The sequence below is a fragment of the Halolamina sediminis genome (assembly GCF_001282785.1).
Taxonomy (GTDB): Archaea; Halobacteriota; Halobacteria; order Halobacteriales; family Haloferacaceae; genus Halolamina; species Halolamina sediminis.
Map to the genome: position 1 here is coordinate 1436529 of NZ_CVUA01000001.1, position 23657 is coordinate 1460185.

Below are 23657 nucleotides of genomic sequence, written 5' to 3' on the forward strand. Positions count from 1 at the left end.
CGTTGTCGTCTGTTGCCCAATCATTCGCCGCCTCCGATCCGTGGATCGATGATCGTGTAGAGGATCTCCGCGAGGAACATCGACCCGAGCACCATGACGGCGAGGAAGAAGAACGTCGCCTGGATGACCGGGTAGTCCCGCGCCAACACCGCCTCGAACATCAGCTGTCCCATCCCGGGATAGCTGAACACGGTTTCGACCAGCACCGCGCCGCCGGCGAGCCGCCCGATCTGGAACCCCAGCTGGGTCAGCACGGGCGGAAACGCCGGCGGAACGGCGTGGCCGAACAGCACCTGCCGTTCGGAGAGCCCCTTGCTCTCGGCGATCTTGATGTAGTTCTCCGGCAGGATGTCGAGCAGGCTCCCCCGCATCAGGAACGTGTAGCCGGCGAGGAAGTACGCCGACATCGTCACCACCGGCAGCACCGTGTGGTACGTCAGGTCGACGAAGTACGCGAAAAACGATGGGTGTGTCGCGCTGCCCGTCGCCCCCGAGATCGGGAAGATCGGGATGACGTAGCCGAAGACGAACACGAGTAGGATCGCCAGCCAGAACGTCGGGATCGAGCGGAAGAACAGCGAGGACTGCGTGATGAACAGGTCCTCGCGCTCCCCGAAGTTCCAGGCCGCGAACGCGCCGAGGGGGATGCCGATGACGACGCTGATGGTGACGCTCGCGCCCATCAGGTACAGCGTCCGCGGCAGCCGCTCGACGATGAGGTCCATGACCGGGGTCGGATATCGGGCGAACGAGACGCCGAAATCGCCAGTGAGGGTGTTCGCTAGGTAGAGCAGGAACTGTTCCCAGATGGGCCTGTTCAGCCCGAACTCTTGGAGCAGCTGCTGACGGGCTGCCTCGGTGAAGCCGGGGCCGACGAACCGCGTGGTCGGGTCGCCGGGCATCACCCGGGGGATCGCGAAGTTCACCGCGAGGATCGCGGCGAAGGCGGCGAGATAGTTCCGGACCCGCGTGGCGATGTACGCTTTCTTCGAAGACGTGTTTGCCATTCGTTAGAGAGTGGAGGGCGACGCTACTTGGGGTCGAGCTGGACCATCGGGCCGCTGCCGGGTTCGAGCCCGTAGGGGCTCTGCATCCCGTAGCGGGGGATCGGGTTGAAGTTCTCCCAGGCGCTGGAGCGCATGCCGTGGAGCAGCTGCGGGTAGTAGAGGACGACCCACGGGAGCTCGTCGGTGAGGATGTCCTGTGCGTCGTAGAGGTACTCCTGACGCTGCTCGGGATCGGTCGCGCGCCGCTGCTGGCGCATGAGCTCGTCGAACTCCTCGTTGTGGTACTGGCTGGTGTTGAGCGTCCCCTCCTCCTCGAACACCGGGGAGAGGAACGGGTCCGGGTCGAACCAGACGCGCCAGGTGTTGAGCGTCAGGTCGTAGTCCTGCTCGACGGAGACCTTCTGAGTGTGGGCGTTGGACTCCATCGAGTTGACCTCGACGCTGATGCCGACCTCGCCGAGCTGGCGACGGAGCACCTCCGCGATGCGCGGCCAGTTCCCCGTGTTCTGGATCGAGATGACGAGTTCGAGTGGGTCGCCCTCGGGCGTCACCCGCCCGTCGCCCTGCTGTTCGTACCCGTTCTCGGAGAGGATCGTCCGGGCCTGCTCCTGATCGTGGGCGTAGCTGTTCGTGTCCGAGTTGTGGTAGAACTCCAGTCCCGGCGGGACCGGCGAGTAGCCCGGCGTGGCATAGCCGGCGTTGACCAGCTCCGCGACGGTCTCGCGGTCCACCGCGTACGCCATCGCCTCGCGGAGCGCCCCGTCCGAGAGCGGGGACCGGTTGGTGTTGATGCCGATGTACGTGACGTACGTCGAGCCGCCCTCGACCACTTCGAGGTTGTTCGCGCTCTCGATCTCGTTGACGTACTGCCCGGGCTGGAGGCGCAGCATGTCGCCACTGCCCTCCTTCATCGTCAGTACCTGCGAGTCTGTCGAGGAGATGATCTCGATGCTCACGCTCTCGTAGTCCGGGATCTCACCCCAGTACTCCTCGTCGACGGAGAAGTTGATGAACTGGTCCTGTTCGCGCTCCTCGAACACGAACGGGCCGCTGCCGATCGGGTCCTCGGTGTTCGAGACCTCCGTGGGGTTGTCGTACTCCGACCAGATGTGCTTCGGGATGACGAGCCCGAGGTCGGCGAGCACCAGCGGGAGCGCCGCGTACGGCTGAGTCAGCGGCGTCGTCACGGTGTGCTCGTCCTCGACGGTGATCTCGCTCGGCTCCGCGATGACGCTCGACAGCGAGCCGAGGTACGGCCACTCGTACTCCTTGATCGACCGGAACGTGAACGCGACGTCCTCCGCGGTCAGGGGCTCGCCGTCGTGCCAGGTGATCCCGTCCTGGATCGTCCAAGTGTAGGTGGCGCCGTTGTCCGAGGTCTCCCAGTCTTCCGCGATGTGGCCGATTGCCTGCCCCTCGGCGTCGACGCTCGTCAACGGCTCGTACATCATCCGAGCGGCGTCGTAGTCCGGGATGGTGAGCCACCCCAGCGGGTTGATGTTGTTTACGCCGCCGGGCCAGATGACTGAGAGCTCGTCGTCGGCGGAGCCGCTCCCGCTGGTCGGTGTTCCGTCCGTCGTTTCGGTGCCGTCGCCCCCCGGACTGCCGGCACAGCCAGCCAGCATCGCTGCGGCGGTGCTCGCACTCGTCGCCTGCAGGAAGCGGCGGCGATCGAGACTGATCTCGTCGGTGATGTCGTCGTTCATTGTGTTACTTTGTGGTGGTCGCAGTTGTCGAACTGTAGGACTGCGTGAACTGGGTGGTACACAGTATCACTCAGTACGAGAATGCATACCACGTCCGTTAAAGGTAGTTGTGAGCGCTGAATACCTCTGAGTACTCCGCTATCGCTTGTATGAATCGTTCATATTTGTCCGCGAACCCCGACAGCTGGATTCACGCGATTGCCCCGGGAAACCCAACGGGCAGCGCGGGTACCACCCGCGCGATACCGGGTGCCGGGAGATGCAGCGCCTGCTGAACGTCCGTGGGGAGGTGAAGCGGCTCGTCGTCGAGTTCGGCGAGAAGTACGGCGACGGGTCGCCGAGCGCTAGAGGTCCCGGCGCGCGAACAGCCGAGCGCTCGCCCCGACGAACAGCGCGGCCGCGGCGACCAACACCGCCGCCCCGAGCAGGTCGTACTCCCCGCCCACGAGCACCGCCGACGGGTCGAGGTACCACGTCGGCGTCACCGCACCGACCCGACCGTAATCGGTCACCTCCAGCACCGACTCGAACAGCCACGAGGCGAACACGAGCGCGATCGCGATCCGGCCCGCAGTCCGGCTCCGGCCGATCACGACGCCCAGCAGCAGCCCTACTGCTCCCCAACACAGCAGGTACGGGATCGAGAGCGCGTGGAACGCGAATAATTCTCCGAGCGGGAGCGACTCGCCAACCGCCGACGCCGAGACGGCCAGCACCAGTGGGACCACGGCGTTGGCGACGACGATCGGCACGAGCAGCGCGAGAAAGTTCCCCAGCAGGACGCTCCCCCGCGAGACGGGCGCCGCGAGCAGCGTGTCCATCCGGTCGGTCTCCATGTCGCCCGCAACCGAGCCGGCGGCGGTGTAGGCCACGTAGCCCGCGAGGCCGACCAGCCAGCCGAACGTGTAGTACTCGCCGGCGAGCAGCCCCGACAGCGACGCGAGGCTCTCGAACCCCAGCAGCTCGACCAGCACGGGCGGCATCGCGTCGAGCAGGGCCTGCAGTTCCTCGCCGCCGACAAGCTCCGGCCCGACCCAGACGAACAGTGCGCCGTAGGCAGCGAGCAGCGCCGCGACGACGGCGCTTGTCCGCAGTCGCTCCCGGGCCTCGAACCGGGCGACAGTCTCCACGGTCGACCACCAGCCCGGCACTCCAGTCACGAGAGGTCCACCTCCCGGAACCACGCCGCGCTCGCGGCGAGCAGGACCGCCGTCGCGACGAGCAGGATCCCGGCGCCCCCGCGGTCGTACTCGCTCGCGGTCAGGACCGCCGTCGGATCGTAGTACCGCATCGGCGCGACGGCGCCCAGCCAGCCGAGGTCGCTGCTCGTCGCGATCGTCTCCAGCAGGAACGTCCCGACGATCCCGGCCGCGGCGACGCCCTCGGCGACGACCCGTTCCGGCGCCGTCACCGACGCGAGCGTCCCGAACGCGCCACAGCAGAGGAAGTAGGGGACCGAGAGCGCGTGGACGGCGACGAGGTCCGCGATCGCGATCGGCTCGCCCACGAACCGCGTGGCGGTGAACACCGCCGCGAACACCGCGGCGTTCGCGAGCAGGATCGGCGAGAGGAGAGCGAGGAAGTTCTCAACCAGCAGGCGTTCCCGGGAGATCGGCGCCGCGAGCAGCGTGTCGATCCGCCCCGTCTCGACGTCGCCGGCAATCGCCCCGCCGGCGGCGTAGGCGACGTACGCGCCGAGGCCGATCAGCCAGAGGAACTGGTAGAGCTCGATCGCGAGGAACCCTTCCATCGTTCCCATCTGCTGGAGGTCGAACGTCTCCACGAACGTCGGGGGGAGCTGTTCGGCCAGCGCGGCCATGTCGACTTCGCCGAGCAGCCCCGGCGCGAGCAGCGCCATCATCGCCGCGAACGCCGCCAGCCCGCCCGCAAGCGCGAGCGACCCGAGCAGTCGCTTCTCCACCTCGTAACGTGCCGTCTCAAGCATCCTCGGCCTCCGCCTCGACCCGTTCGACGGTCTCCTCGGCGTCGGTGTCGTAGAACCGCATGAACACGTCCTCCAGCGGCGCCTCCTCGATGGCGAGGTCACGGAGGTCGTGGTCGAGCAGCGCCCGGAGCAGCGGCTCGTACCCGCCGGTGTACGTGAACGAGACGGCGGTGAGGCCGTCCGCTCGGTCGGCGTCCCCGTCGTCCCCCAACTGGGTCCGACCGCCGACGGTCACGTCGTGGGCGCCCGGGAGGTCGAACGCCCCCTCGTCGGGGCTGTCGCCCAGCGTGACCCGGACCTGCTTGCCGCTGCGGTCCAGCAGCGAGTCGACGGTCGACACCTCGACGAGGCGGCCGTCCCGGATGATCCCCACGCGGTCACAGACCTTCCGGACCTCGCTCAGGATGTGGGAGGAGAAGAAGAACGTCGTCCCACGCTCGCGCTCGGTCCGGACGAACTCCAGGAACGTCTCCTGTTTCAGTGGGTCCAGTCCCGAGGTGGGCTCGTCCATGATCAGCAGGTCCGGGTCGTGCATGAACGCGAGCACGATCGCGAGCATCTGTCGGTTCCCGCGGGAGTAGTCGCCGACGGGGCGGTCGAGCGGCGGGTGGAACAGTTCGAGCAGTTCGTCGCTGCGTGTGTCGCCCCTGAGCGCGCCGTGGTACTCGAGCAGCCGCCGGCCCGTGACGCGCTCGTCGAAACCGGGCTCGCTCGGCAGGTAGCCCACGCGGGCCCGGGCCTCGCGCAGCGCCGCGGCGTCCGCCACGTCGGCGCCGAGCACCGCCGCCGAGCCCCGGGTGGGCGACTGGAACCCCAGCAGCGTCCGGATAGCGGTGGTCTTCCCGGCGCCGTTCGGGCCGAGGAAGCCGAACACTTCTCCCTCCTCGACGGAGAGGGTGAGGTCCTCGATCCCCCGCACGTCGCCGTAGTACTTGGTCAGACCGTCGGTCCGGATCGCGGGCATACCCGTAGACGCGGGGGGATGCACAATCAAGATACCGCCGGATGGAGGCCGGACGGCGGCTCAGTCGAACGACTTCTCGAACACGAGGATATCGAGCGCTGCCCCCGCCACGTCGGCGGTCGTCGACCCCACGCGCTCGAAGCCGTTGGCCTCGTAAAACGCGTGAGCGGGCTCCTGACGCCCGGTCGTCGAGAGGACGAACCGCTCGTACTCGTGCTCGCGAGCGCGGGCTTCGAGCTCGTCGTACATCGTCTGCCCGATCCCCTCACGGTGGTGGTCGGGGTGGACGTGCATGCGCTTGAGCTCCGCGGCTCCCTCGGGATCGACGAACTCCGAGACGACGCCTTTCGGCGGCCGGAACGCGCCCGTGGCGAGGATCGCTCCGTCGTCCTCGCCGACGAGGAACTCCCCGCCGGGGTCGACGTACTCGGCCAGGATGTCGTCGTCCTCGAGTTCGGGCACATCCTCGAAGTAGGCGTCGGCGGAACGGAGGGCGGCTTCGACGGTCTCGTCGACGGCGTCGCGGTCGGCGGGGCGGAAACGGCGAATCGAGAGGGACACACTGATCGTACGCAGGCGGCGCCTTTGCACCTTCGCTTCGCGGCAGACCGACGGATCGGTGCTGTCCCGGATCGACGCTCACGGCCGCACTGGCCGGGCGAACCCACGCAGTTCAAGAGTCCCGGCCAGCTACCGCCAGTATGGACGAAGACGAGAGCCACGAACACGTCGTTCCGGGCAGCGAGACCGAGCCCGGCGGCGAGACGGTTCGGGGCTACGACTTCCGCGGCGAGTTCGACCTCGGCGAGATGCTGGAGGCCTACGCGACGACCGGGTTCCAGGCGACTCACCTCGCCGAAGCCGTCGACATCGCGAAACAGATGCGCGAGGAGGACGCGAAGATCTACCTGACGCTGACGTCGAACATCATCTCCTCCGGGCTGCGGGAGGTCGTCGCCTACCTCGTCCGCGAGGGGTTCGTCGACGTGATCATCACCACCTCGGGCTCGCTGACCGAGGACGTGATCAAGACCGAGAAGCCGTTCAAGATGGGCGAGTGGGACGCCGACGAGGCCGAGCTCCGCGAGGAGGGGATCAACCGCCTCGGCAACATCTACGTCCCCTCGGATCGCTACGTCTGGCTCGAGGAGTACCTCTACGACTTCTTCGACGACTTCTTCGCCGAGGAGAAGGTCCGCACGCCGACGGCGTTCTCCCGCGAACTCGGGGAGACGCTCGACGACCCGGACTCCGTGCTCAAGCAGGCCGCCGACAACGACGTCCCCGTCTACTGCCCGGCGCTCAACGACGCCGAAGTCGGGAACTTCCTCTACTACTACCGCAAGCAGCACGACACCGACATCGGCATCGAGATCATGGCCGACTACGACGACCTGATCGAGAACGGGATGCTCGCGGACACCACCGGCCTGCTGGTCGTCGGCGGCGGCGTCCCCAAACACCACGCGATCATGACGAACCTGTTCCGCGGCGGCGCCGACTACGCCGTCTACATCTCCACCGGGATGGAGGGCGACGGCTCGCTGTCCGGCGCGCCGCCGAACGAGGCGGTCTCGTGGGGGAAGATCAAGGAGGAGGAGACCAACTACACGCAGGTGCAGGCCGAGGCGACGCTGGTGTTCCCGCTGTTGGTGGCGGGCGCCTTCTCAGACGCCTGAGGCCAACCGCTACGGACGGCTTTTTGCGCGTTCCGACACCATCCGCGAGCATGGACGCCGCAGTGTTCTACGGCGAACGTGACATCCGCGTGGAGGACCGCCCCGAACCCGAGATCGAGAGCCCGACGGACGCCGTCGTCCGGGTGACCCACACCGCAGTCTGTGGCTCGGACCTCTGGCCCTACCGCGGCTATCAGGACCGCGAGGCGGGAACGGGAATCGGCCACGAGCCGATGGGAATCGTCGAGGCGGTCGGCGACGACGTGACCAGCGTCGAGCCGGGCGATCGCGTGTTCGGCCCGTTCTCGACGAGCTGCGGGGAGTGTGAGTTCTGCCGGAAGGGACTCCACACCTCCTGTGTCGAGGGTGGCGGCTGGACCGGCCCCGACAGCGGCGCCCAGGCCGAGTACGTCCACACCGAGCACGCCGACGGCACCCTCATTCGCGTGCCCGACCGTCACGCCGACGACGAGGCGACGCTGCGGTCGCTGCTCCCGCTGACCGACGTGATGTGTACGGGCCACCACGCCGCCGTCAGCGCGGGCGTCGAGGCCGGCGACACGGCGACCGTGATCGGCGACGGCGCAGTCGGGCTCTGTGGCGTCGCGGCCGCCACGCGACTGGGCGCCGAGCGCGTGATCGCGATGGGCCACCACGAGGACCGCCTCGAGATTGCCGAGGAGTTGGGCGCGACCGACACGATCAGCGCCCGCGGCGAGGAGGCCGTCGAGCGCGCCACGGAGCTCACCCACGGCGGCGCGAACCACGTGCTGGAGTGCGTCGGCGCGCAGTCCTCGATGGAGACCGCCTTCGAGGTCGCTCGCCCCGGCGGCACCGTCGGCTACGTCGGCGTCCCCAGCGGCGTCGAGAACGCCGAGTTCCTCGGTACCGCGTTCGGGAAGAACGTCAGTCTCGAGGGCGGCGTCGCCCCGGTCCGGGCGTACGCCGAGGAGCTGATGGCCGACGTGCTGCAGGGGACACTCGACCCCTCGCCGGTGTTCACCAAGGAGGTCGAGTTGGGTGAGATCGACGAGGGGTACCGCGCGATGGACGAGCGCGACGCGGTGAAGGTGCTGGTGAAGCCGTAAGTCACCGTTTTCTGATCACTGGCGCGCTCGTTGGGAGCCGTCACCGGCGGCGGATAGTTTTTCACCGATGACGGCCCAGTCAAACACGAATGTCGGAGCTCCTCGACGCGGCCGTCGCCGCGTTCCTCGCCGTCGACGATCCCTCCCTGCTCGCGGCCGACCGTATCGACTCGCTACCTGCCGGCGTCGACGAACCCCCCGTCACGGCCGCCCGCGAACGCCTCGAAGCGTACGACTCGCTGGTGACCAACGACGGGCGGGTGCTGCTCCCGCTGCACGAGGCCGACTCCGCGGAACTCACCGGCGAATACGTCGAATACCGCCCCGGCGGGCTCGCACCGTCGTACGTGTACCACGACACCGGGAAGGACGCGGGGGCGCGGCTGGACGCCGGCGCCATCGGCGGGACGACGGTCGGCTGGCGGCTCCGCTTCTGGACCGACGCATACGAGCCGGCGACGCCGCCGTCGTACACGGCTGAGTCGGGGGATGAGACCGAATCGGCGGTGCGTGCCGAGCCCATCGACACGATGGACGGCGACGAGCGCGCGGCGTTCGCCGACGAGCTCGTCGACTCAGTCGAGACGCTCCGGGAGCGGGATCGCGAGGACACGCGGGAGCTGCTGGCCGACCGTGGCTACCGCCACGTCTGCCGGACCGAGGGCGGCATCGAGGAGACGATCTACACCGGGCGGCGGGTCACGCAGTCCGACGGCACCGTCCACGTGTTCGCCATCCCCGAGGACGACGACCAGCGGCGGATCGACATCCCCGGCGAGCACGGCATCTACCCCGACTCGGAGGTGCTCGTACTCCCCAACCCCGACGCGTCGACGGTCTGGATCGACCGCGAGGAGACGCCGTTCCCGATCGAGGCCCGCGTCGCGACCGTCGAGGACGGCGCCGTCGGGCTCTCCTTCTTCGACGACCGGGCCCCCGACGAGTCCGAGCTCCGGCGCTTCCTCGCCGACGACCGCGCGGTGTTCTCGGTGCTGGCGCTGCTGAACGGCGTCCCCTACGACCGCGAGCGTGCCGGGATCGAGGCGGTCCGGTCGAACCCCGAGAAGTGGGACGTGCTCACCGGCCAGCGCTCGCTGGGGTTCACCCCCGATTTCACCGTCGGTCTGGACACCGACCTCGAACTGAACGAGTTCCAGACGCTGGCTGCCTCACGCGCGCTCCGGGCCCGGGACGTCTACTGCATCCACGGGCCGCCGGGGACGGGGAAGACCCGGACGCTGATGGCGGTCGTCCAGCAGGCCGTCGCCGACGGCCAGCGCGTGCTCGCTTGTGCCCACTCGAACCAGGCGGTCGACAACCTCCTCGTCGGCGCCAGTTCGGCCGCCGAGCCGGATCCGGGGACGCTGCACGCGATGGCCGTCGACGACGACCACGGGGAGATCGAGATCCGCCGGGTGGGCCATCCCGAGAGCGACCTCGTCGCGGAGCGGTACACCGGCGGCGCCGTCGGCGAGGCGGACGTCGTCGGCGCGACGACGAGCATGGCTAGCCAGTTCGACGTCGACGAGTTCGATATCGCCGTACTCGACGAAGCGACCCAGGCGTCGATCCCGGCGAGCACCATCCCCTACGCGTGTTCGGAGCGGCTGGTGCTCGCGGGCGACCACAAACAGCTCCCGCCGTTCGCCTCGGACGAGCTCGAACAGCGCGAGGCAGAGGTCTCGCTGTTCGAGCACCTCCTCCAGACGTACGACGACGGCGTCCGGACGATGCTGCGCCGGCAGTACCGCATGCACGAGGCCATCGTCGAGTTCCCCGACGCCGCGTTCTACGGCGGTCGGCTGGAGACCGCCGATCGGAACCGCGACTGGACGATTGACGGGCTGGACCCCCTCGTCGGATACGACGTCGCCGGCGGGGAGGAGCGGACCGCCGGGAGCTCCTACCGGAACCCGGCGGAGGCCGAGATCGTCGCCGACGAGGTCGAACGCCTCCGTGAGCACGGCCTCGTCCAGTCGGACATCGGCGTCATCACGCCGTACTCGGGGCAGATCGGCTGTATCGAGAACGCGCTCGCGGGCCGGGACGTCCGGACCAGAGGTATCGAGGTCGACACCGTCGACTCGTTCCAGGGCAGCGAACGCGAGGCGGTCGTGCTCTCGCTCGTCCGGTCGAACGACCGCGGGGGCTCCGGCTTCCTCACGTTCGGTGACGAGGGCGAGCGCCGGCTCAACGTCTCGCTGACTCGGGCGAAACGCCGGCTCGTGGTCGTCGGCGACTTCGAGACGCTCGGAACGGTCGCCGACCACCGCGATCCCGAAGCGTCCTGCGCGGACGTGTACGCCGAGCTTCGGGCACGGCTCCCGATACGGCCCGAACCCCCCGCTCCCGACGGCCACTAATCGGGTCCCCCAGGTGGTTCCTCACGCCGGCGGCGTGATCTGACGGGCCAGAGTTAACTGCCTCAAGTCCGGACCGTCGGATAGGGCAATGTCGTCAGTCAGAACTGTCCAGGATAGAGGGGGTCCCGTACTTCCCGCGGCCGGTAACGGCGGTGGGGGGCGACTCCGGATCGAGGTACGCGACGATGGTTGATCCCGTCGCCGCGAGCCGGCTGCAGTTCGCGGTCACGACGATCGTCCACATCATCTTCCCCGTGATGAGCATGGGGCTCGCGCCGTTTCTGATCTACTTCACCTGGAAGGAGATCCGGACGGGCGAGGCGATTTACGAGCGGCTGCGGCGGTTCTGGGTCAAGATATTCGCGGTCAGCTTCGTCGTCGGCACCGTCACCGGGCTCGTGCTGGAGTTCGAGTTCGGCACCAACTTCGCGGCGTTCTCGACGTTCGCGGGCGAACTGTTCGGCGGCCCGCTGGCGACGGAAGGGATGATGGCGTTCATGCTCGAGGCGACGTTCCTCGGCATCTTCCTCTACGGTCGCGATCGCGTCTCCGACGCGTTCTACTTCCTCGCAAGCGTCGCAGTCGGGCTGGGAACGTGGCTCTCGGCGGTGTGGATCCTGATCGCGAACTCCTGGATGCAGACCCCGCGGGGGTACGAACTGGTGAACGAGGGCGGGCAGGAGGTCGTCCACCTCACGGATCCGATGGCGGCGTACCTCAACCCCCGGTTCCAGTACATGTTCGTCCACATGCAGAACTCGGCGGTGGAGTCGGTCGCGCTCTTTATGGCCGGCGTCGCCGCCTACTTCGTGTACAAACACCACGTCCGGGGCCAGGAGATCGAGAACCCCGCGTTCTGGGTGAAGACGCTCAAGATCGCGATCGTCGCGCTCGCGATCACGGCGCCGCTGCAGGTGCTCCACGGCGACCTGTACGCCCGGCACGTGTACGAGACCCAGCCACAGAAGTTCGCCGCGATGGAGGCGCTCTGGGAGACCGACACGTACGTCCCGGAGTACATCATCGCGTTCCCGACCGACCCCTCGCACATCCTCGACCCGCGGGCGAAGGAGCTGTTCGGGATCGGCATCCCCGGCGGCGCGTCGTGGCTCGCCAGCGGCGGGAACCCGCAGGCGGAGATCAGCGGGCTGAACTCTTTCGAGACGGCGGCGCCGCCGGTCGCGATCGTGTTCTGGGCGTTCCGCGTCATGGTCGGGCTGGGGTTCTGGTTCATTCTGCTCGCGTTCTGGGCAGCGTTCCGCTGGTACCGCGGTGATCTGGTCGACGACGACCTGCTCCACAAGGCGTTCATGGGCTCGTCGCTGCTGGGGATCGTCGCCGTCGAGACGGGCTGGATCGTCACCGAGGTCGGCCGGCAGCCGTGGCTGATACAGGACGTGCTGCTGACCGAGTCTGGCGTCTCGCCGAACCTCACCGGCGCGGAGGCGACGTTCACGCTCGCCGGCTTCGTCGGCGGCTACGCGCTGCTGTTAGTGCTGTACACCTACGTGATCCGGCGGATCATCAAGCACGGCCCGCCCGAGATCGACGAGGGCAGCGTCGATCCCGATGCGGGCACTGACGCCCCGCCGGAGGCGGAGGTGAGCGTCGATGATTGACCTCGCCGGCGAGCCGCTCTTTGGCCTGCCGCTGCCCGCGATCTGGTTCGGGCTCGTGTTCTTCGTGCTGGGGATGTTCCTCTTCCTCGACGGGTTCGACTTCGGGATCGGGATCCTGTTCGCGACTCGCGAGGACGACCACGAGAAGGAGACGCTGCTGGCCGCGATCGGCCCGTTCTGGGACGGCAACGAGGTGTGGCTCGTGGTGTTCGGCGGCGCGCTGTTCGCCGCCTTCCCGTCGGTGTACGCCAACCTGTTCAGCCGCTACTACCTGCTGATGTTCGCGATCCTCGCCGCACTCGGACTCAGGGGGCTCGCCCCGGAGATGTACGAGGAGCGCGAGGACGAGCAGTGGCGGCGCTACTGGGGCTACTCCTTCGTCGCCGGTAGCGCGCTGACGCCGTTCCTGCTCGGGATGTTCGCGATCAACTGGCTCACCGGCGTCGGCGGGATCGTCTCGATTCCGGGCCTACTCGGCGGGCTCGCGGTCGTCGCGCTGACCGTCGCCGACGGCGCCGCCTTCCTCGGGCTCAAGACCCGCGGCTCGCTCCGGGACGACGCCAGCCGGTACGGGATCCGCGCGGTCGCCGCCTACGTCGGCCTCGTCGCGCTCACGCTCGCGGCGATCTACGTCACGACGCCGGGCCTGCAGTCGGCGCTGCTCTCGGTACCCGTAATCGGGCTGGTGCTGCTGTCGGTCGCGCTGGCCGCGGGCTACGTCGTCGCCACGCGGCAGGGGCAGTACCACGCCGCGTTCGCGACGGTCGCGGGGCTGGTCGCCGCGCTGGTGGGCGTGATCGCGACCGCGATGTTCCCCGCGATCGACCGCGCGGCCGGGGTTTCGGTCGCGGAGGGGATCGTCTCGACGCTCCCGCTGAACCTGATGACGATCATGATGGCGTTCCTGCTCCCGATCGTCCTGTCGTACTTCGGGGTGCTCTACTCCGTGTTCAGCGGCCCGATCGACGCGGAGGCGTCGTATGGCTGAGGCCGACGACGCGTCGGCGTCCCCGAACCTCGGCTCCCGGATCGTCGTGACGTGGGCCGAGCTCACCGTTGTCGGCCTGGCGGGCGGCATTCTCGGGACGACCGTCGGCGGCCCGCCCGCGCTGGTGGTGTACTTCGCGACGACGCTGCTGTCGGTGGGGATCTTGCTGTACAACGTGAACGTACTGGCACAGCGCTCGATCGACGCCCGGCTGGGCGCAGACGGGTAGTTCGGAACTGGTGGAGTTCTTGGCCGGTTCGAGATTCTCGAACTGTCTAGAAATTTTGACTGACTGGTCGGCCACCGTCGTTTATCCGTCCCCCCGTCCAACGCGGAGGTGATGGAGCTGCGGAAGGTCGTCCGGGGGAGTCCGGATTGGGGCCGGATCGAGGCGGTCGTCCGCGAGCTCGCGGAGCGGTACGACCGCGAGTCGGTCCACGTCCGCTTCCTCGACGCCGACAACTGGCTCTCCACGCCGCTGGTGCTCGACGACGAGTACTTCGTGAAGCTGGTGACCGAGCAGAACTCCTTGGTCCACGCGCTGTTCACCGCGACCCGGAACCTCGGCGCGTTCTCCTCGGGCACGGAGGGGTTTTTCGGCCACTACGGCACCCCCTACCAGATGGCCGAACACGAACTGGCGGCGACCGAGCGCCTGCGCGAGGTGGGCGTGAACGCCCCCGAACCGATCGAGGCGCTGGAGGTCGAAGGGATGGGGGTGCTGGTGATGGAGTATCTCCCCGAGTTCGACACGCTCGACGGGCTCGACGAGGCGCGGGAACGCGAACTCGCCCCCGACGTGTTCGCGGCGCTCCGGCGGATGCACGACCACGGGCTCGCTCACGGCGACCTGCGCGCGGAGAACGTGCTCGTGGTCGAGGGTGAGATCTACGTCATCGACGCCACCAACGTCCGCGAGGACGAGGGGGGCGGGGCGACGATGGCGGCGGCCCGATCCTACGACCTCGCGTGTGCGCTCGCGGCGTTGGAGCCGCTGATCGGCGCGAAGGCGGCCGTCGGCGCGGCGCTCGATCACTACGACGAGGACGAACTGCTGGCGGCGCGGGAGTTCCTCGACTTCGTCTCGGTTCGTCCGGACCACACGTTCGCGGCCGCGGCGCTGAAAGGTGAAATCGAGACGCGGGCGGGCGAGGCCGAGCGCGGCGGGTAGTCGCTGTCGGCGGCTCAACTCGGCCGTTCGGGCATCGTCCCCGACTGCTCGCGCTCGTAGGCACGCCGGGTCGGATCGTCGAGCTCCACGAGGTGGATCAGCGGGTTCCCCGGGTAGACGAGCGGGTTCTCCAGCTTCCCGACGAGCAGCCCCGTAAACGGCGCATCGACGTCGACGACGTCCGTCTTGAACGGGCTCGAGATGCTGCAGACGGTGTCACCCGCCTCGACGAGATCGCCGCTGTCGTAGTGCATCTCGACGAGCCCCCCGACGTCGGACCGGAGCCACGTCTTCTCCTCCGCCGTGACGATCGTGCGCCAGCCCGGCCGGTGGACGGCCTCGGTCGGGTAGACGGCGTACTCCGCGAACACGCTCGCGACGCCGTCCAGCGCGCGGTCGATGAACCGTCGCTGGAACCGGTGGGCCTCCCCCATCTCGACGGTGATCGTGGGAACCCCGGCAGCCGTCGCCTCGCGACGGAGCGTCCCCGACGCCCCTTCGCTGTCGATGACGACGTTCGAGCCGAACGCACGTGCGAGCCGTGGAGTGCCCTCGTTGCCCATGTCCGCGCGGACGTGGAGCATGTTCGTCCGACCCCGGGTCGACGTGTGAAAGTCGAGCCCGACGTCGCAGGGGGCGACAAAGTTCCGGAATATCTCGTCGGCCATCCGCTTCGCGCTCGTGGAGCCAGCCTTCCCGGGGAACGAACGGTTGAGGTCGCGGTCGTAGACGGGGAGATACCGCTGCTGTGTGGCGAAGCCGGGGACGTTCAACACGGGCATACAGACGAGCGTGCCGTGGAGGTTCGTGTGGTCCCACTCGTAGGCCACCTCGCGCACGACCTCGATACCGTTCAGCTCGTCGCCGTGGGAGGCCGCCGAGAGGAACACCGTCGGCCCCTCGTGCTCCCCGTTGACGATCGAGACGGGGATGCGAACTGGGTCGCCGAGGTACGTCTCGCTGATGCTGTACCGGATGTCCGCATGCTCTCCGGGCTCGACCCGGCCGCCGTTGTACGTGAACGCCCCGTCAGTCATCGACACGTCCTTAGAGGGCAGCAGGTAAAACAGGGCCGTCCGGACGGCGCGTGGACGCCGCTGTATGGTGCCCATACGGGGGGTGGACTATCGGCATCGTTTAGTCGCTATCGGGCGAGTATCTCGACAATGGACGACTCTGTCTCGGTCGGCGTTCTCAGCCTCCACAGCAGCAAGGAGACGAAAGCGATCCTGAACGCGGTGGAAGCGCTCGGTCACACGGGCGTCTGGATCCGGGAGAACAACCTCTGTGTGGAGATCGAGGACGGGACGGCGACGCTGGAGCCGGCCGTCGACGTGATCGCGAACCGGCTGCTGCTCTCGAAGACCGAACAGCCCGCGGAGCTACTCGGGCTCGCGCTGTCGCTGAGCCGCCTGCAACCGATGCTGAACCGCCCGCGGAACGTTCTCACGGCGTTTCACAAGTTCGCGACCGCGACCGCGCTCGTGGGCTCGGAGGTCCACCTGCCGGACGCCACGCTCGCACTCGACCCCGACAAGCTGAACGACGAGAAAGCGAAGTACGGCGACGAGGTCGTCTACAAGACCGCGATCGGCACCCACGGCGGCGGGACGTGGAAGATCGGCGCCGACGAGCGGGTGAACCCCCGCGTCGGCGACCGGTACGCGTTCCTGCAGGAGCTCGTCGATCGCGACGGCGACCGCCACCGCGACCTCCGCGTGTACGTCGTCGACGGCGAGATCGTCGGAACGATGCGGCGCTACGCGCCGGAGAACGACTGGCGGACGAACGTCGCCCTCGGCGGCGCCGTCGAGGGCGTCGACGATCTCCCCGAATCGGCAGCGGCGATGGCGCTGGACGCGGCCGACGTCGTGGGGCTGGACTACGCGGGCGTCGACCTCGTGGAGGGTGAGAACGGTTGGCACCTCCTCGAAGTGAACCCCACTGCGGGGTTCAAGGGGCTGTTCGAAGCGACCGGCGTGAGCCCGGCGCCGCTCATCGCGAAGCTCGCCATCGAGACGGCCGGCGGTGAGGTGGACGACGAGCGGGTCGCCGAACTCGCGACCGAACTCGACGACTCGACGCCCGCGACCGTCGACACCGAGCCCGACAGACAGTCCCCGGACGTCACGACCATCGGCTACACGGAGGACGTGCTCGTCTCCGGCACCAGCGGCACCGAGCGAATCGTCGGGAAGTCAGACACGGGCGCGGCACGCACGAGCATCGACACGCGGCTCGCGGCGAAGATCGGCGCTGGGCCGATCAAGTCGATGACGAAAGTCCGCTCCGGGAGCGTCAAATCCGGGAAGGCTCGGCCGGTCGTCGACATCGTCGTCGGCGTCGGCGGCGACCGCCACACCGTCGCCGCGTCGCTGGAGGATCGCGGCCACATGGACTACCCACTGTTACTCGGCCGGGATATTCTCCAGCACTACCAAGTGGACGTTCGGCGGCGCTCGGACGTCGACGAGCCGAACGAGGAGTAGCGACTCACCCGACTGGCGGCCCTTCGCCCCCTACCGGCCGCCGACCGGCAGGGTTTTTCACGCTGACGCCCCCACTTTGCGTACACATGAGTAGCGAACCCTACATGCACTACATCGACGGCGAGTGGGTCGAGGGCACCGGGAGCGAGACGTTCACCAGCGAGAACCCCGCCAACGGCGAGACGCTCGGCGAGTTCCACCGCGGCACTGAAGCGGACGTCGACGAGGCGATCGCCGCCGCCGACGACGCGTTCGAGGAGTGGAAGGAGCTCTCCCACATCGACCGCGCGGAGTACCTCTGGGACATCTACCACGAGCTCAAGGAGCGCCACGAGGAGCTCGGCGAGATCGTCACCAAGGAGTGTGGCAAGGAGATCTCCGAGGGGAAAGCCGACGTGACCGAGGCGTGGCACATGGTCGAGTGGGCCGCGGGCGACGCGCGCCACCCCAAGGGCGACGTGGTCCCCTCCGAGATCCCGAGCAAGGACGCCTACATGCGGCGCAAGCCCCGCGGCGTCGTGGGCTGCATCACGCCGTGGAACTTCCCGGTCGCCATCCCGTTCTGGCACATGGCCGTCTCGCTGGTCGAGGGCAACACCGTCGTCTGGAAGCCCGCCGAGCAGACGCCGTGGTGTGGCCAGATCATCGCCGAGATGTTCGAGGAGTCGGGCATCCCGGACGGCGTGTTCAACATGGTCCAAGGGTTCGGCGACGCCGGCGCGGCGATCACCGACGACGGTCGGATCGACACTGTCCTCTTCACCGGCAGCGCGGAGGTCGGCCACGAGATCGCCTCGCAGGTCGGCGGCGAACCCGGCAAGCTGGCGGCGTGTGAGATGGGCGGGAAGAACAACATCGTGGTCACCGAGGAGGCGGACCTCGACGTCGCGGTCCACTCGGCGACGATGAGTTCATTCAAGACGACCGGGCAGCGCTGTGTCTCCTCCGAGCGCCTCGTCGTCCACGAGGACGTCTACGACGAGTTCAAGGAGCGCTTCGTCGAGAACGCGAAGAACGTCGCCGTCGGCGACCCGCTCGACGAGAACACGTTCATGGGGCCACTGATCGAGGAGGAGCACGAGGAGAAGGTCTCGAAGTACAACCAACTCGCGAAAGACGAGGACGTGAACGTGCTCGTCGACCGCGAGGAACTCGACGACGAGGAGATCCCGGACGGCCACGAGGACGGCCACTGGGTCGGCCCGTTCGTCTACGAGGCTGACCCCCACGACGACCTGCGCTGCACCCACGAGGAAGTGTTCGGGCCCCACGTCGCCCTGCTGAAGTACAGCGGCGACATCGAGGACGCGGTGGAGATCCACAACGACACCGAGTACGGCCTCGCCGGCGCGGTCATCTCCGAGGACTACCGCCAGATCAACTACTACCGCGACAACGCGGATGTCGGGCTGGCGTACGGCAACCTCCCCTGCATCGGCGCGGAGGTCCAACTCCCCTTCGGCGGCGTGAAGAAGTCCGGCAACGGCTACCCCAGCGCCCGGGAGGTCATCGAGGCCGTCACCGAGCGCACCGCCTGGACCCTGAACAACTCGAAGGACATCGAGATGGCACAGGGGCTGAGCGCGGACATCAAGACCGGAAACGACGAGTAGAGCCGGCGACCGAATAGGGAGCCACCGCTCTACTCTCGTTTTCGCTTGCGACGACTGATGCGACCTCGTGTGCGTTTCAGCGCGCACGGTCTGTCGGATCTCGTCTTCGCCTGCGACGACTGAGAGATCCACCCCCCGCCTTTTTGCCGATACGGCCGCTTTGTCGTACAGAACAGCGATGCACGATCCCGGCGGCGCGATCCGCGTTTTGCACGTCGACGACGACCCGGACCTCGCGGATCTGACGGCGACGTACCTCCAGCGCCAGAACGATCGCATCGCCGTCGAGACGGCCATCGGCGCCGACGAGGCGCTCGACCGACTCGACGACGGCGTCGACTGCATCGTCGCCGACTACGAGATGCCGGGGTGCTCCGGGATCGAACTGCTCGAAACCGTGCGCGCCGACTACCCCGATCTCCCCTTCATCCTCTACACTGGGAAGGGGAGCGAGGAGATCGCCAGCGACGCCATCTCCGCGGGCGTCACCGACTACCTCCAGAAGGAGGGCGGCACCAGTCAGTACGCGGTGCTCGCCAACCGCGTCGTCAACGCTGTCGAGGCCGTCCGCTCAGAGCAGCTGCTCGCCCGCCGAACCCGCCGGCTGGAGCGCCTGATCGACAACCTCCCGGGGATGGTGTACCGCTGTCGGAACGAGCCCGACTGGCCGATGGAGACCGTCGAGGGCGAGGTCGAAGAGCTGACGGGTTACGAGGCGGACACCCTGGAGCGCGGCGACGTGATCTGGGGGGAAGAGATCCTCCACCCCGCGGACCGCGAGGAGATGTGGGAACGCGTGCAGGCGTCGATCGCCGACGAGGGCACGTTCGAGGTGAACTACCGCATCCGGACGCGTGACGGCGAGACGCGCTGGATGTGGGAGCGCGGCCGCGGGGTGTACGAGGACGGCGACCTGATCGCAATCGAGGGGTTCATCACCGACGTAACCGAGCGCGAGCACCGCGAGAAACGGTTAGAGGAGACCACCGCACGGCTGGAGGCGCTGTTCGAGCAGTCGCCGGACATGATCAACGTCCACGACGCCGAGGGCACGATCTACGAGCCCAACGCCCGGCTGTGTGAGAAGCTCGGCTACGAGCGGGAGGCCCTGATCGGCATGAAGGTCTGGGAGATCGACTGCTCGATCGACTCCGAGTCGGCCGCCGAGATCTGGGCGCGCATGGAGCCGGGCGACAGCCGTCGGTTCGAGGGAGAGTACGAGCGTGCCGACGGCTCGACGTTCCCCGTCGAGGTCCACATCCGGCGCATCGACGGCGACGACGAGCCGCTGTACGCCGTCATCAGCCGGGACATCAGCGAGCGTCGGCAGCGCGAGCGCGACCTCGAACGCGTTCGCGAGGAGTACGAGGAGCTCATCGACGGGATGAACGACACGGTGTGGGTCATCAGCACCGACGCGGAGTTCCTCGCGGTCAATGACGCCGCCGTGGAGCGGCTCGGCTACAGCCGGGAGGAGCTACTGGAGATGGGCCCCCACGACATCGACCCGGAGACGGACCCCGACGAGATCTCGGCACTGATCGAGGGGATGCTCGAGGACGGGACGCAGGTGTTCGAGACCGTCCACGAGACCAGAGACGGCGAGCGGATCCCCGTCGAGATCAGTTCGAGCCCGATCCGCTACCGGGACGAGACCGTGATCCTGAGCGTCGGTCGGGACATCTCGGCCCGGAAGGAGCGCGAGCGCCGGCTCGAACGGTTCGCGTCGATCGTCTCCCACGACCTTCGAAACCCCCTCAACGTCGCGGAGGGCCGGCTCGAACTAGCCGCCGAGGAGTGTAACAGCGAGCATCTCGGTCACGTCGGCGACGCCCACGAGCGCATGAACGCGCTGATCGACAGCCTCCTCAGCCTCGCTCGCGAGGGCGAACTCGCGGCGGACCCGGCGCCGGTCGACGTCGCCGACGTCGTCGAGAGCGCGTGGGCGACTGTCGCCACCGGCGACGCCGAACTCCGGGTCGCTGTCGAGGGGACGATCGCCGCCGACCGGAGTCGACTGTCACAGCTGTTCGAGAACCTCTTTCGCAACGCTGTGGAGCATGGCTCTACTACCAGTCAGACGGAGTCTGACGATGCCGTGGAGCACGGCGCCGCTGACGATGGGACACAGCCCGGTGACGTGGCCCCCGGGCCCGGCGTTACCGTCACCGTCGGCGAACTCGACGGCGGGTTCTTCGTGGCGGACGACGGCCCCGGCGTCCCCGAGAACGAACGCGAGTCGGTGTTCGAGACGGGCTACTCTACCGGGGAGGGGATTGGCTTTGGCCTCCCGATCGTCGAGCAGGTGGCGGAAGCCCACGGCTGGTCAGTCCGCCTCGTCGAGAGCGAGGGCGGCGGAGCGCGCTTCGAGTTCACCGGGGTCGACGGTCGCTGACTCACGCGTCGACGTCCAGCACCGCGGCCATCACCCGGCTCTCGGCTTTCCGCAGGTGTTCGGCGGCCGTCGACGGCGACACTCCGAGCGCCGCCGCCACGTCCTCGATCGAGCCGCGCCGGGGGCTGTCGTAGTAGCCGGCGTCGACCGCGGCCGCGACCGCCTCGCGCTGGCGTTGGGTCAGCCCGGAGTCGAACAGTTCACGCCGGCGGTCGTACTCGCCGACGCGGAGCACCTCGGTCCGCATCTCCTCTGGGAGTTCTTCCAGCGCCGGCCGGATCGCACCCGCCGTCCCGACCAGCGTGACCGTCGCGGTCCCGTCGCTGGCGAACTCGATCGGCGGGACGACCATGATCCCCGTCCGGGAGATCGCGTCGAGGATCTCCTCGTCCCGATCGGGCGTCTCCTGTTCGACGAACGCGTAGAACGTCCCGTTCTCCGCCGGCGTGAACGCCCACTCGAGCACCGAGGGCGCAGCCCGGAGCATCCCGGCGAACGCTTCGGGCTCGCCGTCGACGCGGTACAGCAGCGTGTCCCGGTCCGGCCCGGAGCGGTCCTCGTGGAGCAACACGTCGCGCTCGATGGTGTCGGAGTCACAGATCGCCTCGTGGACAGGGTTGATCGTCTCCTCGGAGAACGCGACGCGCAGCCGGACGTACTTCATCGACCACGGGGTCTGCCCGCTGGCGCTTAAAAATACCCGGTCGAGTGCGGCAGAACACGCCAGTGGAGGGCGCCCCAACCCCGGCTCGTGCCTCAGCAATCGCCGGTTATCGAGACGGTCGACGCCGAGCCGGACCCGCTGCTCGCGGACGCTCGACGGAGCATCGCCGACGCCGGTGTGGCCGGCGCCGTCGTGGACTCGCGGGCGATCGGCGACATCCCGACGCTGGAGATCCGCGGCGACCGTGTCCCGGCCGTCCTCGACGCGGTCCGGACGGGGCTCGGGCTCGATCACTGCTCCTGTGTGGTCGCACAGGAGTACGACACCCACGCCGAGAGCGTCTATCTCCTCCGGGCGTACGACGACCCGACCCGGGAGCTCGGCGTCGCCGTGCCGGTCCCCCTAGAGGAGAAGGTGAGCCACTCCGGCGCAGATGCGTTCCGGACGATCGACTGGCACGAGCGCGAAGCGTACGACCTGCTGGGGATCGAGTACGAAGACCACCCCGACCTGCGGCGGATTCTCCTGCCCGAGACGTGGCAGGGCCACCCGCTGAGCCGCGACTACGACGGGGACGGCCCGCAGATCGTGCCGCTCCGGGAGAACGAGGGGCGACTCACGGACGCCGAGGGGCAGGAGGCCGCCGACGGCGCGGAGACGATGCTCCTCAACGTCGGTCCCCACCATCCCGCGACCCACGGCGTGATGCACCTGCAGACCACGCTCGACGGCGAGCAGGTCGTCGACGTGGAGCCCGACATCGGCTACATCCACCGCTGTGAGGAGCAGATGTGCGAGGCCGGGACGTACCGCCACCAGATCATGCCGTACCCGGACCGCTGGGACTGGAGCGGCGCCGGCCTCTGTAACGAGTGGGCGTACGCCCGGGCAGCCGAGGCGCTTGCGGACATCGAGGTGCCCGAGTACGCACAGCTACTCAGGACGCTCACCGCCGAACTCAGCCGGATGCTCGGCCACTTCCTCGCGATCGGCGCCTACGCGCTCGACGTGGTCGGCGACTTCACGGCCACGTTCATGTACGCGATCCAGGAGCGCGAGCGCATCCAGAAACTGCTGGAGGACGTGACGGGCCAGCGGCTGATGTTCAACTACTTCCGGCTCGGCGGGGTGGTCTGGGATCTCCCCGATCCCCGCGACGAGTTCTTCGACGACGTGCGGGCGTTCCTCGAAGGGCTTCCCGAACGACTTCGGGAGTATCACAGCCTCCTGACCGAGAACGAACTGCTCCAGATGCGGACCGTCGACACCGGCCACCTCCCGCCCGAGACCGCAAAGCAGTACGGCTGTACGGGGCCGGTCGCGCGCGGCTCGGGCATCGACTACGACGTTCGCCGGGACGACCCCTACGGCTACTACGACGAACTCGACTGGAACGTCGTCACCGAGGACGACTGTGACAACTACGCCCGACTGCTCGTTCGGCTGCGCGAACTGGAGGAGTCCGCGACGATCGTCGATCAGTGTGTCGACCTGCTCGAAGACTGGCCCGAGGCGGACCGGACGATACAGGCCAGCGTCCCGCGGACGGTCAAGCCCGACGACGGCGCCGAGGTGTACCGGACCGTCGAGGCCGCGAAGGGCGAACTCGGGATCTACATCCGCAGCGACGGCACCGACCAGCCCGCGCGCTTCAAAATCCGCGGCCCCTCGTTCTCGAACCTGCAGGCGCTGCCGGAGATGACCACCGGCGAGATGCTGCCCGACCTGATCGCGACGCTTGGGAGTCTGGACACGATCATGGGCGAGGTCGACCGGTAGCGTCCGGACGGTCGATCCACACCGGGGCTGCCCGGCTCCAACCGCTCCAGAATCACACGGTCGCCGGGTACTCCGCTTCCACCGTCTCGATATCGGCGGGAGGAACGGTCGAAGCGTCTCCGCAGTGACTGACGCCCGACCGAAAGTGTCTGCTCGTTTCGCTGAATAACGACGGAGCGTCGATCGG

The 23657-nt window shown here is 68.1% G+C and carries 19 protein-coding genes; 11 read left to right on the plus strand and 8 right to left on the minus strand.

Annotated elements, in window-relative coordinates; genetic code table 11:
- Positions 1–20 precede the first annotated feature (20 nt).
- From BN1959_RS07255 to BN1959_RS07280, 6 genes are all read right to left on the minus strand, one after another.
- Positions 21–1007, minus strand: coding sequence for an ABC transporter permease (locus BN1959_RS07255; RefSeq protein ID WP_053948020.1), 987 nt, complete (start codon positions 1005–1007; stop codon positions 21–23).
- 23 nt (positions 1008–1030) lie between these two features.
- A complete protein-coding gene (locus tag BN1959_RS07260; protein ID WP_053948021.1) occupies positions 1031–2713 on the minus strand; it encodes an ABC transporter substrate-binding protein in 1683 nt (560 codons plus the stop codon).
- A 344-nt stretch (positions 2714–3057) separates the two neighbouring features.
- On the minus strand, positions 3058–3873 hold the full coding sequence (locus BN1959_RS07265) for an ABC transporter permease (protein WP_053948022.1): 816 nt from the start codon (positions 3871–3873) through the stop codon (positions 3058–3060).
- A complete protein-coding gene (locus BN1959_RS07270) occupies positions 3870–4658 on the minus strand; it encodes an ABC transporter permease subunit (protein ID WP_053948023.1) in 789 nt (262 codons plus the stop codon). The genes BN1959_RS07265 and BN1959_RS07270 overlap by 4 nt, the downstream gene beginning before the upstream one ends.
- The gene (locus tag BN1959_RS07275) at positions 4651–5622 is read right to left on the minus strand and encodes an ABC transporter ATP-binding protein (RefSeq protein ID WP_053948024.1); all 972 of its coding nucleotides are present in this window, start codon (positions 5620–5622) and stop codon (positions 4651–4653) included. Before BN1959_RS07275 ends, BN1959_RS07270 begins: the two co-directional genes overlap by 8 nt.
- A gap of 60 nt (positions 5623–5682) precedes the next feature.
- The gene (locus BN1959_RS07280) at positions 5683–6183 is read right to left on the minus strand and encodes a GNAT family N-acetyltransferase (protein WP_161803743.1); all 501 of its coding nucleotides are present in this window, start codon (positions 6181–6183) and stop codon (positions 5683–5685) included.
- 140 nt (positions 6184–6323) lie between these two features.
- On the opposite strand from BN1959_RS07280, the gene BN1959_RS07285 reads away from it, so the two are divergent.
- The 7 genes from BN1959_RS07285 to BN1959_RS07315 all read left to right on the plus strand — a co-directional run bounded on the left by BN1959_RS07285 (position 6324) and on the right by BN1959_RS07315 (position 14530).
- A complete protein-coding gene (locus BN1959_RS07285) occupies positions 6324–7301 on the plus strand; it encodes a deoxyhypusine synthase (protein ID WP_053948025.1) in 978 nt (325 codons plus the stop codon).
- Positions 7302–7351: 50 nt separating this feature from the next.
- Positions 7352–8389: a zinc-dependent alcohol dehydrogenase family protein gene (locus BN1959_RS07290; RefSeq protein ID WP_053948026.1), complete on the plus strand. Its 1038-nt coding sequence runs from the start codon at positions 7352–7354 to the stop codon at positions 8387–8389.
- 89 nt (positions 8390–8478) lie between these two features.
- Positions 8479–10752 carry an AAA domain-containing protein gene (locus BN1959_RS07295; RefSeq protein ID WP_053948027.1) on the plus strand — a complete coding sequence of 758 codons (2274 nt, stop codon included), beginning with the start codon at positions 8479–8481 and terminating at the stop codon, positions 10750–10752.
- Positions 10753–10937: 185 nt separating this feature from the next.
- On the plus strand, positions 10938–12371 hold the full coding sequence (locus BN1959_RS07300; RefSeq protein ID WP_053949344.1) for a cytochrome ubiquinol oxidase subunit I: 1434 nt from the start codon (positions 10938–10940) through the stop codon (positions 12369–12371).
- Positions 12364–13359, plus strand: coding sequence for a cytochrome d ubiquinol oxidase subunit II (gene cydB, locus BN1959_RS07305; protein WP_053948028.1), 996 nt, complete (start codon positions 12364–12366; stop codon positions 13357–13359). Before BN1959_RS07300 ends, cydB begins: the two co-directional genes overlap by 8 nt.
- Positions 13352–13588 (plus strand): hypothetical protein, encoded by a 237-nt coding sequence (locus BN1959_RS07310; protein WP_053948029.1) that lies wholly within the window; start codon positions 13352–13354, stop codon positions 13586–13588. Before cydB ends, BN1959_RS07310 begins: the two co-directional genes overlap by 8 nt.
- A 111-nt stretch (positions 13589–13699) precedes the next feature.
- On the plus strand, positions 13700–14530 hold the full coding sequence (locus BN1959_RS07315; RefSeq protein ID WP_053948030.1) for an RIO1 family regulatory kinase/ATPase domain-containing protein: 831 nt from the start codon (positions 13700–13702) through the stop codon (positions 14528–14530).
- A gap of 14 nt (positions 14531–14544) precedes the next feature.
- On the opposite strand, the gene BN1959_RS07320 is transcribed toward BN1959_RS07315, so the two are convergent.
- Positions 14545–15567, minus strand: a complete 1023-nt coding sequence (locus tag BN1959_RS07320) for a succinylglutamate desuccinylase/aspartoacylase family protein (RefSeq protein ID WP_053948031.1) — start codon at positions 15565–15567, stop codon at positions 14545–14547.
- Between the two features lie 129 nt (positions 15568–15696).
- Here BN1959_RS07320 and BN1959_RS07325 point away from each other — a divergent pair, with 129 nt between their 5' ends.
- The 3 genes from BN1959_RS07325 to BN1959_RS07335 all read left to right on the plus strand — a co-directional run bounded on the left by BN1959_RS07325 (position 15697) and on the right by BN1959_RS07335 (position 21027).
- Positions 15697–17019 (plus strand): putative ATP-dependent zinc protease, encoded by a 1323-nt coding sequence (locus tag BN1959_RS07325; RefSeq protein WP_053948032.1) that lies wholly within the window; start codon positions 15697–15699, stop codon positions 17017–17019.
- 86 nt (positions 17020–17105) lie between these two features.
- The gene (locus BN1959_RS07330; RefSeq protein WP_053948033.1) at positions 17106–18632 is read left to right on the plus strand and encodes an aldehyde dehydrogenase family protein; all 1527 of its coding nucleotides are present in this window, start codon (positions 17106–17108) and stop codon (positions 18630–18632) included.
- A 178-nt stretch (positions 18633–18810) separates the two neighbouring features.
- Positions 18811–21027 carry a PAS domain S-box protein gene (locus tag BN1959_RS07335; RefSeq protein WP_053948034.1) on the plus strand — a complete coding sequence of 739 codons (2217 nt, stop codon included), beginning with the start codon at positions 18811–18813 and terminating at the stop codon, positions 21025–21027.
- Between the two features lies 1 nt (position 21028).
- Here the strand turns inward: BN1959_RS07335 and BN1959_RS07340 are convergent, their stop codons facing one another.
- On the minus strand, positions 21029–21691 hold the full coding sequence (locus tag BN1959_RS07340) for a helix-turn-helix domain-containing protein (RefSeq protein WP_053948035.1): 663 nt from the start codon (positions 21689–21691) through the stop codon (positions 21029–21031).
- 162 nt (positions 21692–21853) lie between these two features.
- On the opposite strand from BN1959_RS07340, the gene BN1959_RS07345 reads away from it, so the two are divergent.
- On the plus strand, positions 21854–23470 hold the full coding sequence (locus BN1959_RS07345) for an NADH-quinone oxidoreductase subunit D (RefSeq protein WP_449271597.1): 1617 nt from the start codon (positions 21854–21856) through the stop codon (positions 23468–23470).
- Positions 23471–23657 lie beyond the last annotated feature (187 nt).